Here is a 12,337-nt window from a genome sequence, read left to right as displayed (position 1 = left end):
GGGGAAATTGGAGCGGGTACACGGGATCGAACCGAGATAGCCTGCTTGGAAGGCAGGGGCTTTACCATTAAGCTATACCCGCTCGGGTGAGGGGTGATTAAGCGATGCCTCGGCCCCGGTCAAGCCGCCCCTGACGAAATGCTGCCGGGAAATGCGGTCGGTCGCTGGGATATGGGTCTTTTGGCTGGAGTTTCGGCCCTGACCCTGCCCGGTGCAGCACGTGGCGGGCGGTGGCTTTCTGCTGTGGACCATCGGCGGCGCCTGCCGCATGCTGCCCGCCAGAGCGGACGCATTGGTGACGGCCCAGAGGGGCGGTTGCCGTCCCGCCCCCGTCTCGCCGCTGGAGGGAGTGGATATTGGCCTTTGATTTCATCCTGATGCTGACGTCGAACGACCGCACGATCCCGGACGCCCGCGCGCGTCTGGAGGAGGCGCTGGAGGGCGGCGTGCGGCATATCGGTTTCAAGGACGTCGGCCTGCCTTTCGAGGATCTGCGCGGGCTGGCGCAGGCGATCCGGGCCGCCGGAGGGCGAAGCTATCTGGAGGTGGTCAGCCTTGATGCGGAGACGGAACTGGCCTCTGCCCGCGCGGCCGTCGGGCTGGACGTGGATTGCCTGCTGGGCGGCACCCGAGCCCGCGCGGTGACAGAGATCACCCGCGCCCATCCCCTGCGTTACTTCCCGTTTCCGGGGCGGATCACCGGGCATCCATCGGTGCTGGAGGGGCCGGAGACCACCATCGTCGAAACCGCGCGCGCGCTGACGGATCTGGAGCACGTGCACGGGCTGGACCTGCTGGCCTATCGTTTCGACGGCGATGTGCCGGGGCTGATGCGCGCGGTCTGCGCCGCGGTGGAAAAGCCGGTCATCATGGCGGGGTCGATCGATTCGGAGGCGCGGGTGCGCGCGGTGGCGGAGGCAGGCGCGGCGGGCTTCACCGTGGGCACGGCGGCGTTGGACGGGGTGTTTCCGGCGGAGGGTGAGGGCTTTGTCGGGCAGGTGCGGTCGATCATGGAGATGACCGGCCGGGCGCGGCGGCTGTCGCATGCGCCGCGCCGCATCGCGCTGGTGGCGCATGACAACCGCAAGGCGCATCTGAGGGCCTGGGTGTTGCGGCACGCGAAGGCGCTGGCCGGTCATCGGGTGATCTGCACCGGCGGCACCGGGCGGCTGGTGTCGGAGGCCGCGCCCGCGCTGACGGTTCAGCGGCTGCAACGCGGCGCGTTGGGTGGCGACCAGCAACTGGGCGCGCTCATCGCCACGGGGGAGCTGGACGCGGTGATCTTCTTCGCCGACCCCTCGGACCGGCACGCGGGCGATGCCGACCTGCAGGCGCTGACCCGGCTGGCGATCTACCACGACGTGCCGCTGGCACTGTCGCCCTCGGCGGCGGATGCGCTGCTGGACGGGCTGACGGCGGGGTAGGGCCGTGCGGGTCGCCATCGTCGGAGCGGGGATCGTTGGGGTATCCACGGCGATCTGGTTGCAGCGCGCGGGGCATGCGGTGGTTCTGGTGGACCGCAGCGGGCCGGGCGAGGGTGCGAGCCACGGCAATGCGGGTGTGCTGGCGCGGGCCTCCGTGGTGCCTGTGCCCGTGCCGGGACTGTGGCGGAAGGCGCCCGCCATGCTGCTGGACCCACGCCAGCCGGTCTACCTGAAATGGCACCACCTGCCGCGCCTGCTGCCATGGCTGGTCCGTTATATGGCGCAGGCGACGGAGGCGGGCGTTGCGCGCCGCGCGCGGGCGATCCTGCCGCTGATCGGGGACAGCCTGTCCGACCATCAGGCGCTGGCAGCGGGCACCGGGGCAGAGCGTTTCGTCCTGCCGTCGGATTACCTGTATGTCTATGACGGGATTGAGGATTACCGCGCGGATGCAGGCTATTGGGCGGCGCGGCGGGCGGCGGGCTTTGACTGGGAGGTGCTGGATCAGGCGGAGCTGCGCGCGGCGGAGCCGGCCTTTGGTCCCGCTGTCACCTGCGCCGCGCGGATGCGCGATCATGGCCGGATCAGCGATCCCGGCGCCTACGTAAAAACGCTGGCCACGCATGTGGCGGCGCGCGGCGGGCAGGTGCTGCGGGGCGATGTCACGGGCGTCGTGCTGGATAGCGACGGCGTCAGCGATCGGGGTCGCGTGACGGGGTTGCGCATCTCGGGCGAGACGCTGCGCTGCGATGCCGTGGTGCTGGCGGCAGGCGCGTGGTCGAAACCGCTGGCGGAGGAGCTGGGGCTGAGGGTGCCGATGGAGAGCGAGCGGGGCTATCACCTCGACCTCTGGGAGCCCTCGGTCATGCCGCGCGCGCCCGCCATGGTCGCCAGCGGCCGGTTCGTCGCCACGCCGATGGAGGGACGCCTGCGACTGGCGGGGATCGTGGAATTTGGCGGGTTGGACGCGCCGCCGTCGCCCGCACCCTTTCGCCTGCTGGAGGAAAATATCCGCCGCGCCATGCCGGGGCTGACGTGGGCGCGACGCGTGGAATGGATGGGCCACCGTCCGAGCATGGTCGATTCGCTGCCGATGATCGGCGCGGTGCCGGGGGTGGCGGGTGCCTTCGCGGGCTTCGGGCACGACCACCTCGGGCTGACGGCGGGGCCAAGGACCGGGCAACTGCTGGCGCAGATCGTCTCAGGACGAAGGCCCGACATCGACCTGTCGCCCTACGATCCGGCTCGGTTCGCCTGAGCCGGAATCGTGGTTAATAATAAGTAATATAAAGATATTCCCGCAGCCCTTAAGGGAATCGTTTCCGTTTTGGCATCAGTCTTGCCCGCGATCAAACCAGCGAGCGGACGCCAATGCTTATCCTGACCAGCTCTGCCCAGGCTTTCGGGTCTGCGGCAACGCACGATCTGTTCGGGGGGAACATCCTTGCCCCGCGCGCGCACATGACCGGCCCGGCCAGCTATGACCATGCGATCGAGGCGCTGGGCGTCACCACGCTGCGCTATCCGGGCGGGTCGCTGACAGAGAACATGTTCTCTCTGCGCGATCCTGACGCGACGTCGGCGCGGGACCCGGACACCGGGCGGATGGAGGATTTCATCCCCCTGTCGGAGATGATGCAATATTCCGCCGGCACCGGCCACGCGGTCAGCATCGTGATCCCGACACGCGACCAGCTGTCGAACGACGTCCTCGACGACAACGGCGACCGGATGCCGGCGGTGGACCGGGAGGTACTGCAGGACTTCGTGCGCGACGTGGTCACGGGCCACTACGGGGAGGGCACGGTCGCCGCCTTCGAGATCGGCAACGAATACTGGGGTTCGGGAGAGATGAACGCCGCCGAATACGGCCGCCTCGCCGCCGAGATGGCGCAGGTGATCGACCGCACGCTCAACGACATCGCGGCGCGGCACCCGGAAGCGGCGGAAATCGATGTGCTGGTGCAGGTCGGGACGAATTTCGGCCGCTCCGAAATTTCCGCGCAATACGACAGCATGGCGCCGTCCGAAGCGGTGGCCGAGCTGAACGCCGCCTATGGGCTGACGCTGGGCGATGACGTGATCTTTCCCAACGGCGGCATGGACTGGACGGAGATCAACAACGAGATCCTTCTGTCGCATTTCGACGACGATGCCATGGCCGCCACCGACGGAGTGGTGGCGCATGTCTATTCGCGCGCGCCGGTGGTGGACCATTCGCGCTGGTTCCAGCTGGAACAGATCGAAGAGCACTGGCAGGCGGTGGACCCGACGCTGGAGATCCACGTCACGGAGTGGAACGCGAAGGCGAATACCGACGCCTTCGACGCGACGCGGGACTACGGGCTGTTTCAGGCTCAGGAGATGTTGGAACAGGTCGAGGAATTCATGCGCATGGATGTGGACGCGGCGCAGGTCTGGCCGCTGATCCAGAACACCGACTCCGCGCTGGCGCTGGGGCGGGAGTTCGACAATCCCACCGCACCGGGCGAGATGTTCTCCATGATGTCGGAGAACCTGCCCGGAATGCGGATGCTGGATTTCGATGCCGGGGACGACCGCGACACGGAACTGCACACGCGCGAAATGGACGTGCATGCCTTTGCTGACGGGCGGGACATGCTGTTCTACTTCACCTCCAACCTGCGCAACGGGGTGGTGGATGCGGAGGTCGATATCTCGAACCTCGTGGACCGTTTTGGCGAAATGGAGATCACGACCCTGAATGTGGTGCGCGGCGCGCAGCCGGGCAATACCGGCAGCCCCGCGATGGTAGAGCACCCCGACCCGGAGGACCTGCACGCCGCCGGCCTGATCGAAACGGTGCTGGCGCCCGGCGAGATCATGCAGGTACGGCTGAGCGACGTGACACCGACGGCGGATTTCGCGGAGACCTTCGCCGCAACCGGTCAGGCCGTGCCAGAAATGGAGGGCATGGTGGCAGGCGTCAGCGATTCCGGCGGGAGCGACGCGGGGTTCTCTCCCGATGCGGCGCCCCCCGCCCGCGCGGCCCGCGGACCCGGCGACGAGGAGGCGGACGGCTCCGGCGACGAAGACGGCGGCGATCTGGGTGGAATGTGGATGCTCGGTCTGCTGCCGCTGCTGGCACTGCTGGGCTGAGAACCTCGGCGCGGACTGGCCCGCCAACTTGTTTCTCCTTGGTGAAAATACTCCTGTTTCCGGGTCGACGCCCGCGCCCCCGGTCAGGGAGTTTCAATCACCTCGTCGATCAGTTCCGGGCCGGAGGCACGGTTGGAGTTCACTGTAGTGGCGACGCGGTGGAACCGCAGCGCGGCGTCCGGGGCGGGGACCATGAGGGTGGCGGCGCCATGGCCTTCTTCGCCCAGCCACTTGCCCCAGTCGCGGGTTTCCAGGACCACAGGCATCCGGTGATGGATGCGCGTCATCGGTGTGTTGGCGCCGCAGGTGACGATGGCGCAGGTGCGCAGCGTGGCGCCGTCGTGCTCCCAGTCCTGCCAGACGCCCGCCATGACCAGCGGGTCGCCATCGCTGCGGCTGATGTACCATGGCAGGCGGTTGCCCGCCGCGTCCTTGGTCCATTCGTAGAAGCCCGCAGCCGGGATCAGGCAGCGCCGCGCACGGCTGGCGACACGGAAGGCGGGTTTTTCGGCGATGGTCTCGGCGCGGGCGTTGATCAGCAGAGGGCCATCGCCCGGGGTCTTGTACCAATGCGGGATGAAGCCCCAGCGCATGGCGACCAGCCGCCGGCCTTCGGCCTCCTGTACGACATGGATCTGCGTGGTGGGACAGACGTTGTAGTTCGGCACCGGCGGCAGGTCGTTGGCGGGCGCGGCCCTGAACAGCTGCGCCATGGCGGCGGGCGGCAGGGTGACGGCGAAACGGCCACACATGGGGAAACCTCTGGTTGTTCCGGGGAAGTTTAACGCGCCGGGCGACGAGGGCCAGAGGGCTGCTCAGGGCAGGCCGAAGCGCGTATAGTGCAAAAGCCCCCATGCGGTGAATTCGCGGTCGACCTTGCCCCAGAGCGCGCCCATGCGCAGCGGGTCCAGCCCCGCCGCTTCGGCGATCTGCGCAAGGCTCCGGCGCCCGTCGGCGGCGGCGATCAGCGGCGCGGCCTCGCGCGGGAGCGTGATGCGGATGTCGAGTTCGGGCAGCGAGGCGGGCAGCGGTTTGCCCTGCGCGATCATCTGCGCCACGCGGGGCAGGTTCGGCAGCTGAAAACGCGGTACAAGGCTGGCCTGCGAGGGTTTCGGCAGCGCGCGGTTCTCGTCCGAGGGCGTGAGGTAGCCCACGTGTTTGCGGATCGTGCCGCGCAGTCTCTCGGCCACCGCCAAGGCTGTTTCCGGGGCCATGCCCGCGGGCACGTCGGTGATGCGCGAAAGGTCATAAAGCCCCGGCAGCACGAAGCCCTGCAGGTGCCAGCCGGTGCGCGCGCAGGTGTCGAGCAGGCGGGCCACGTCGTAGGGGGTGTCCTGCGAATGCAGCAGCAGGTCATAGAAGCCCGCGTCGCTTTGTTCGTGATCCATCAGCGTGGTGTTGGCGGCGAAGGGATGTCCTTTGGGCAGGCCCTCGACGATCTGCCGCGCTCGGGTCAGGCGGTCGCCGGGGGGCAGGCCGTCAAAGAGCGCGCCAAAGGCTTCCTGTAGCGGATAGACCCCGGACCGCCCGTAAGGCGCGTAGACCATGAAGCCCATGCCGCCGCCCGGCGCGAGCGCGGCGCGCAGCGCGGCAAAGCCCGCGTCGGGATCGGGCAGGTGGTGCAGCACACCGCAGCAGTCGATGTAGTCGAACGGCCCGAGAGATGCCGCATCCAGCAGTGAGCCGGTAACAAAGGTGATTCCCGTCAGGCCGCGCGCGCGGGCCCGCGCCTCCGCGATGTCGCGCGAGGCGGCGGAGAGGTCGACGTAGGTCATGTCATAGGGCGCGCCGGCGTTCGTCATCAGTTGCGCCAGCTGGATCAGCGCGTCGCCGGTGCCGCCCCCGGCGATCAGCACGCGCAGGCGTTGCGACCAGTCGCGCGCCCCGCCCCAGAGAAAGTGATCCATCTCCGAGGGGCGCGAGGGCGAGCCGGAGATCAGTCGCCTGGCCTCTGCGGCCGGGTCGCGCGCGGGATAGGGGAAATGTTCGTACTGTTCCTTGACCGTGACCATGCCTGCCCCCACGTGCCCTTGTTGATGCCATCTGTGCCGCAATGCGGCGGGGATGGCCAGAGGCGCGGCGCTAGCGGCGTCTGGCGATCTCCAGCCGGGTTTCCAGCATTGCCATGTCCTGCAGGAGCGTCCGGCGGCGGGTGCGGTCGGCGGTTTCCAGCAGTTCGGCACGCAGGCGGGCGAGGTTCCTGGAGAGGCTCACGGCCTCCGGCACGGCGCCGTTGTCCTTCAGGATGCGGGTCAGAACCGCGTTCTCCGGATCGTCGCAGGTCGGCAGCGGTTTGCCCGCTCCGGGCAGATCGTCAAAGGCGCCCTCGGCCTCGGCGGCCCGGATTTTTGCGTTGATAAGGTCGATCAGCGGGTGGTCCATGCTATGAAGGTGCCATGCCGCCCGGGCCGGGGGAAGGTGGAAACGCTGCGTCACGCCGACGCTCACGTTGCGTTCTCTGACCTTGCGCGGCAGGGACGGGGCGGCCAAGACTGGACGCGGAGACAGAGGGAGGACGCGGCATGGATTTCGCCACGCAGCAGGATCGCAGGAACATCGAGACGGAAATGCCGTGGAGCGAACGGGATGTGCCCAGCACGCTTTGGGGGCAACTCACGCGGACGGCGGAGCGCTTTCCGGACCGCGCCGCGACCAGCTACCAGTTGCTTTCGGGGCCGCAGGACAAGGCGGAGACGCTGACCTGGGCGCAGTTGCGCGACCGCACGGCGCAGGCCGCGAACCTGTTCCGCGCGCTTGGCGTGGGCGAGGATGACGTGGTGGCCTACGTGCTGCCCAACTGCATGGAGACGGTGACGACGTTGCTGGGCGGCATGGTCGCGGGGATCGTCAACCCGATCAACCCGTTGCTGGAGCCGGAACAGATCGCCGCCATCCTGCGCGAAACCGGCGCCAAGGTGGTTGTGACTCTGAAGCCCTTTCCGAAGACCGATGTGCCGCAGAAGGTCCGCGAGGCGGTGCGCCACGCGCCCGCCGTGCACACGGTGCTGGAGGTCGACCTCAACCGCTACCTGACGCCGCCGAAGAAATGGATCGTGCCGCTGATCCGTCCCAAGGCAGAGGGCGAACCGCACGCCGACTACCGCTGCTTTCGCAAGGAAACGAAGAAGCAGCCGACCACGCTGACCTTTGCCGACAGCACGGAGGATCGCGTCGCGGCCTATTTCCATACCGGCGGCACCACGGGGATGCCGAAGGTGGCGCAGCACCTTTATTCCGGGGTGATGTACAACGGCTGGCTGGGCGGTACGCTACTGTTCGACGAGAACGACAGCGTGATGTGTCCGCTGCCGCTGTTCCATGTCTTTGCCTGCCACGTCATCCTGATGGCGATCATCTGTTCGGGGGCACATGTGGTTTTCCCGACGCCTGCGGGCTATCGCGGGGAGGGGGTCTTTGACAACTTCTGGAAGCTTTGCGAACGCTGGAAGACGACCTTTGTCATCACCGTGCCGACGGCTGTTTCGGCGCTGATGCAGCGCAAGGTGGATGCGGATATCTCGACGGTGAAGACGGCGTTCTCCGGCTCCGCGCCGATGCCGATGGAGCTGTTCAAGCGGTTCGAAAGCGCCTGCGGCGTGACCATCTGCGAGGGTTACGGCCTGACGGAGGCGACCTGTCTGGTGTCGGTCAACCCGCCCGCAGGGGAGAAGAAGGTCGGCTCCGTCGGCATCCCCTTCCCCTATACGGACGTGCGCATCCTGAAGGTCAAGGACGGACAACCGGTGGATTGTGCGGTGGACGAGATCGGCGAGATCTGCGTGTCGAACCCCGGTGTCTATGCGGGCAGAACCTATACGGAGACGCCGCGCAACGCCGACCTGTTCCACTTTGACCGCTACCTGCGGACCGGCGATCTGGGCAAGCTCGACGCCGATGGTTACCTGTGGATCACGGGCCGGGCGAAGGATCTGATCATCCGGGGCGGGCACAATATCGACCCGGCCGAGATCGAGGAGGCGCTGCTGGCGCATCCGGCGGTGGCCTTCGCGGGGGCCATCGGCCAGCCGGACGCGCATTCCGGCGAGCTGCCCTGTGCCTTTGTGGAGCTCGTGGACGGCGCGTCAGTGACGGAAGAGGAACTGATGGATTTCGCCAGGGTGCATGTGCACGAACGCGCGGCACACCCCAAGCACATGACGATCCTGCCTGAATTGCCGAAGACCGCCGTGGGCAAGGTGTTCAAGCCCGACCTGCGCAAGCACGCCATCACGCGCGTCTATAACGCGGCGCTGGAGCAGGCCGGCCTGTCGGCACGGGTGGTCGCGGTCGCGGACGACAAGTCGCGCGGGCTGGTGGCGCAGGTGGTTCTGGAGGGGGCGTCCGAGGGCGCGGTCGGGCAGGTGCTTGGGGACTTCACCCGGCCCTGGGAAACGGCGGCCTGAGGCTTTAGGCGAATGGTTTCGCCCCGGCTGTGCCAGGGCGATCCGCGCGCGCCTGCGGCGCGCGCGGAAATTGGGGGAAGCGCTGCTTCCCCCAAGCCCCCAACGAGGTATTTTCGAACCAAAGAAGCAAGGGCGGCGCGGGTCTTGAAGGCGCGCGCTTTTGCCATTGTGGACAGTCGCGGTCGAAGGCTTTGCAGCATTTTCTGGCGTCGCAGAGGCGCGCCGGGTGTTCGCGGTTCAGTGTTGGCGATTGGGGTCGATTGGCGTCCCTGGCAGGCCCAGAGCCTGTTGGAGGCGCTGCGCCACCTGCAGGAGGCGCGCTTCGCCGCGCGGGGGGCCGATGAGTTGCAGGCCGACCGGGAGTCCCGCCGGGGTGAAGCCAACCGGCAGCGACAGCGCGGGCAGGCCGGTTAACGTCGCGAGGAACGCGAAGGAGAGCCAGTCGAGGTAATCGCGCGTCGGCGTGCCGGCGATCTCGGTCGGGTATTCGACAGCGACCGGCAGGGGGGCGAGGCCGGTGACCGGGCAGGCGAGCACATCGTGTTGGGCGAAGAGCGCCTGCATGGTGGCGAAGAGCCGGGTGCGGGTGATGGTCGCCGTGGCGATGTCATCGGGAGTGAGGACGGCGCCTTCGGCGATATTCGCCTTCAGCGTGGGTTTGAAGCGGTCGGAGACGCGGACCGGGGTGAGTTTCGATTTTGTCCACATGCCGAGGGCGCGGAAGGTGCGGAAGGCGTGGTCACGGCCCGGGAAGGTTGGGGCGATCTCCTCGACGGTGAGGTCGGGGGCCGCGACGCGGGCGAGGGCGGTTGCGTGAACACCGGCGATCTCTGCGGTGACGGGAAGCCGGTCCAGATCGGGGGAGAAGGCGATGCGGATCGGGCCGGGGTCGGTGTCGAGCGCGGCGAGGAAGGCGCCGCCGGGGTGGGAGAGCGGACAGCTGGCCTCGAACCCCGCCATGGCATCGAGAAAGAGCGCCACGTCCGCGACGGTGCGGGCCATGGGACCTTCGACTCCCATGCGGTCGAAGGCATCCACGCCGGGGCCGGAGGCGACAAGGCCGGGGCTGGGGCGCAGGCCGACGATGCCGCAATAGCTCGCGGGGGTGCGCAGCGAGCCGCCAAGGTCGGAGCCGTGGCTGAGCCAGACCTCTCCTGTGGCCAGCCCCGCCGCCGCGCCGCCCGAGGAGCCGCCCGCGTTCAGCCGCGTGTCCCACGGGTTGCGGGTGGCGCCGAAGACGGCGTTGAAGGTATTGCCGCCGGCGCCCATTTCGGGGGTGTTGGTCTTGCCCATCACCACGGCGCCGCGCGCTTCCAGCCGCGTGACCAGCGGGTCGGAGGCGGCGGGGATATGGTCGGCGTGGGCGGGCGTGCCCCATGTGGTGCGGACGCCCGCAACCGGAGTGAGGTCCTTGATGCCGATGGGCAGGCCCGCGAGCAGGCTGTCGGGCGTGGCCTTGGAGGCGGCGTTCAGAGCGCGGTCGGCGCAGGGCGTGACCATGGCGTTGATCGCGGGGGAGGTCGTGGCGATGCGGGTCAGGCTGGCCTCGACCAGTTCTCGGGGCGAGACGGCGCGGCGTTTCAGCAGGGTAACCGCCTCCACCGCCGTCAGGGCGCAGAGGTCCGGGCCGGAAAAGCCGCGCTCAGCAGGTGGCATCCGGACCCGAGCAGAACATTTCGTAGAGCAGGCCGATGACGCGGCTCGTGTTGTCGTTGGCGAGGCTGTAGTAGATCGTCTTGCCCTCGCGGCGGGTGATGACGAGGCCCTCTTCGCGCAGGCGGGCGAGCATCTGCGAGACGGCGGCCTGCCGGATACCGAGCAGGGATTCCAGTTCGCCCACGGATTTCTCGCCCCCGCCGAGGTGGCAGAGGATCATCAGACGGCCTTCATGGGCCAGCGTCTTGAGAAAGGCGGCGGCGTTCTGGGCGTTGGATTCCATTTCTTCCGGCGGGGCCGGGGGGGCTTTGTGGTCCATAAGTCAGTCTCACTGCCTCATTGATTGGGCAGACTATAGGGGGGTCTTCGGCAAAAGGCGAGATCACGAATCGCCCGGTTCCGGGGGCGTGTCGGCGGCGGGGGCACCCCCCTGAAACGCATTCGCGCCGTGATAGTTGCAGGGCGCGTCCCGCATCTGCAGGTGCAGGTCGTCGCCCGTATAGCGGTGCGCGCGCGCCAGCGCCTCGTCGACGTCGATGCCAAGGCCAGGGGCGGTGGGGGGCGTGACAAAGCCGCCCTCCACCGTGATGGCGTGCCGGATGAGCCGCGCATGGAAGGGAGTCTCGATGGTTTCGGCCATGAGGATGTTGGGGATGCAGGCGGCAAGCTGGATATTGGCGGCCCATTCCACCGGGCCCGCGTAGAGATGGGGCGCGATTTCGGCGTTGAAGGATTCCGCCAGCGCGGCGAGTTTGCGCGCCTCCCAGAGGCCGCCGACGCGCCCCAGCGCCGGTTGCAGGATCCTTGCCCCGCCGGAACGCAGCACGGTGGCGAATTCGGAGCGGGTGCAGAGGCGTTCGCCGGTGGCCACGGGGATGCGCACGGCCTGCGCCACCGCGGCATATTCCAGCAGGTTGTCCGGCGGGATCGGTTCTTCGAACCACAGCGGGTTGTAGGGCTCGAGGGCCTGACCGAGGCGGATCGCGCCGGCGGTGGTGAACTGGCCGTGGGTGCCGAAGAGCAGGTCGGCCTTCGGGCCCACGGCCTCGCGGATGGTCTTGCAGAAGGCCACGGAGAGGGCGATATCGGCCATGGCGGGCTGGTGGCCGCCGCGCATGGTGTAGGGGCCAGCGGGGTCGAATTTCACCGCCGTGTAGCCGCGCGCCACGCAGTCGAGCGCGGATTCGGCCGCCTGTTCGGGGGAGGTCCAGAATTCGGACATCCGGTGGTGGGGCAGGGGATAGAGGTAGGTATAGGCGCGCAAGCGTTCGGTCATCAGCCCGCCCATGAGCGCGTGCACCGGCCGGTCGCGGGCCTTGCCAAGGATGTCCCAGCAGGCGATCTCCAGCCCCGAGAAGGCGCCCATGACGGTCAGATCGGGGCGCTGGGTGAAGCCGGAAGAATAGGCGCGGCGGAAGGCGCGTTCGACGTTTTCGGGGTTCTCGCCTTCGAGATGGCGCTGGAAGACGTCCTCGATCACGGCGGTCATGGCCTTTGGCCCGACCGAGGCGGCGTAGCATTCGCCCCAGCCGGTGATGCCGCAGGCTGTGGTGAGTTTCACGAGAATCCAGTAGCGCCCGCCCCAACCGGGGTAGGGCGGTGCGGTCACGATGATGTCGAGGTCTTGCAGGATCATGCCAGGGGCTCCGTCAGGGGTTTCGGGTCGCCGTGCGACCCGACCGGGGGGGGGGGGGGGGGGGGGGGGGGGGGGGGGGGGGGGGGGGGGGGGGGGGG

General features: G+C 68.3%; 10 protein-coding genes and 1 tRNA gene. 4 read left to right on the top strand and 7 right to left on the bottom strand.

What is annotated here, in order from left to right; translation table 11 throughout:
• Positions 1-8: 8 nt before the first annotated feature.
• Positions 9-82: transfer RNA gene (locus J5474_RS08780), tRNA-Gly, on the bottom strand.
• A 274-nt stretch (positions 83-356) separates the two neighbouring features.
• Here J5474_RS08780 and J5474_RS08775 point away from each other — a divergent pair.
• From J5474_RS08775 to J5474_RS08765, 3 genes are all read left to right on the top strand, one after another.
• Complete coding sequence (locus J5474_RS08775; protein ID WP_209360521.1) at positions 357-1,424, top strand: methylglyoxal synthase; 1,068 nt, start codon at positions 357-359, stop codon at positions 1,422-1,424.
• Between the two features lie 4 nt (positions 1,425-1,428).
• Complete coding sequence (locus J5474_RS08770; protein ID WP_209360519.1) at positions 1,429-2,682, top strand: NAD(P)/FAD-dependent oxidoreductase; 1,254 nt, start codon at positions 1,429-1,431, stop codon at positions 2,680-2,682.
• Between the two features lie 113 nt (positions 2,683-2,795).
• Positions 2,796-4,544 (top strand): hypothetical protein, encoded by a 1,749-nt coding sequence (locus J5474_RS08765; RefSeq protein ID WP_209360517.1) that lies wholly within the window; start codon positions 2,796-2,798, stop codon positions 4,542-4,544.
• Between the two features lie 83 nt (positions 4,545-4,627).
• On the opposite strand, the gene J5474_RS08760 is transcribed toward J5474_RS08765, so the two are convergent.
• From J5474_RS08760 to J5474_RS08750, 3 genes are all read right to left on the bottom strand, one after another.
• On the bottom strand, positions 4,628-5,296 hold the full coding sequence (locus tag J5474_RS08760) for an SOS response-associated peptidase (protein WP_209360515.1): 669 nt from the start codon (positions 5,294-5,296) through the stop codon (positions 4,628-4,630).
• A 63-nt stretch (positions 5,297-5,359) separates the two neighbouring features.
• Positions 5,360-6,556, bottom strand: coding sequence for a class I SAM-dependent methyltransferase (locus J5474_RS08755; protein ID WP_209360513.1), 1,197 nt, complete (start codon positions 6,554-6,556; stop codon positions 5,360-5,362).
• 70 nt (positions 6,557-6,626) lie between these two features.
• The gene (locus tag J5474_RS08750) at positions 6,627-6,926 is read right to left on the bottom strand and encodes a DnaJ family domain-containing protein (RefSeq protein WP_209360724.1); all 300 of its coding nucleotides are present in this window, start codon (positions 6,924-6,926) and stop codon (positions 6,627-6,629) included.
• A gap of 140 nt (positions 6,927-7,066) precedes the next feature.
• On the opposite strand from J5474_RS08750, the gene J5474_RS08745 reads away from it, so the two are divergent.
• Positions 7,067-8,947, top strand: a complete 1,881-nt coding sequence (locus tag J5474_RS08745) for an acyl-CoA synthetase (protein WP_209360511.1) — start codon at positions 7,067-7,069, stop codon at positions 8,945-8,947.
• A gap of 237 nt (positions 8,948-9,184) precedes the next feature.
• On the opposite strand, the gene J5474_RS08740 is transcribed toward J5474_RS08745, so the two are convergent.
• From J5474_RS08740 to J5474_RS08730, 3 genes are all read right to left on the bottom strand, one after another.
• A complete protein-coding gene (locus J5474_RS08740) occupies positions 9,185-10,603 on the bottom strand; it encodes an amidase (protein ID WP_209360509.1) in 1,419 nt (472 codons plus the stop codon).
• A complete protein-coding gene (locus J5474_RS08735; RefSeq protein WP_209360507.1) occupies positions 10,590-10,922 on the bottom strand; it encodes an ArsR/SmtB family transcription factor in 333 nt (110 codons plus the stop codon). Before J5474_RS08735 ends, J5474_RS08740 begins: the two co-directional genes overlap by 14 nt.
• Before the next feature lie 63 nt (positions 10,923-10,985).
• Positions 10,986-12,239 carry a mandelate racemase/muconate lactonizing enzyme family protein gene (locus tag J5474_RS08730; protein WP_209360505.1) on the bottom strand — a complete coding sequence of 418 codons (1,254 nt, stop codon included), beginning with the start codon at positions 12,237-12,239 and terminating at the stop codon, positions 10,986-10,988.
• Between the last annotated feature and the right edge of the window lie 98 nt (positions 12,240-12,337).

The organism is Sagittula salina, assembly GCF_017813235.1.
Lineage (GTDB): Bacteria > Pseudomonadota > Alphaproteobacteria > Rhodobacterales > Rhodobacteraceae > Sagittula > Sagittula salina.
The sequence above is the reverse complement of the archived record's forward strand: the minus strand, read 5'-3'. Positions and strand labels throughout refer to the sequence as shown.

Bases quoted from the DNA above. Each gene is read 5' to 3' on its own strand.
- J5474_RS08765 (WP_209360517.1), top strand. From the start codon at position 2,796: ATGCTTATCCTGACCAGCTCTGCCCAGGCTTTCGGGTCTGCGGCAACG.
- J5474_RS08760 (WP_209360515.1), bottom strand. From the start codon at position 5,296: ATGTGTGGCCGTTTCGCCGTCACCCTGCCGCCCGCCGCCATGGCGCAG.
- J5474_RS08755 (WP_209360513.1), bottom strand. From the start codon at position 6,556: ATGGTCACGGTCAAGGAACAGTACGAACATTTCCCCTATCCCGCGCGC.
- J5474_RS08750 (WP_209360724.1), bottom strand. From the start codon at position 6,926: ATGGACCACCCGCTGATCGACCTTATCAACGCAAAAATCCGGGCCGCC.
- J5474_RS08745 (WP_209360511.1), top strand. From the start codon at position 7,067: ATGGATTTCGCCACGCAGCAGGATCGCAGGAACATCGAGACGGAAATG.
- J5474_RS08740 (WP_209360509.1), bottom strand. From the start codon at position 10,603: ATGCCACCTGCTGAGCGCGGCTTTTCCGGCCCGGACCTCTGCGCCCTG.
- J5474_RS08735 (WP_209360507.1), bottom strand. From the start codon at position 10,922: ATGGACCACAAAGCCCCCCCGGCCCCGCCGGAAGAAATGGAATCCAAC.
- J5474_RS08730 (WP_209360505.1), bottom strand. From the start codon at position 12,239: ATGATCCTGCAAGACCTCGACATCATCGTGACCGCACCGCCCTACCCC.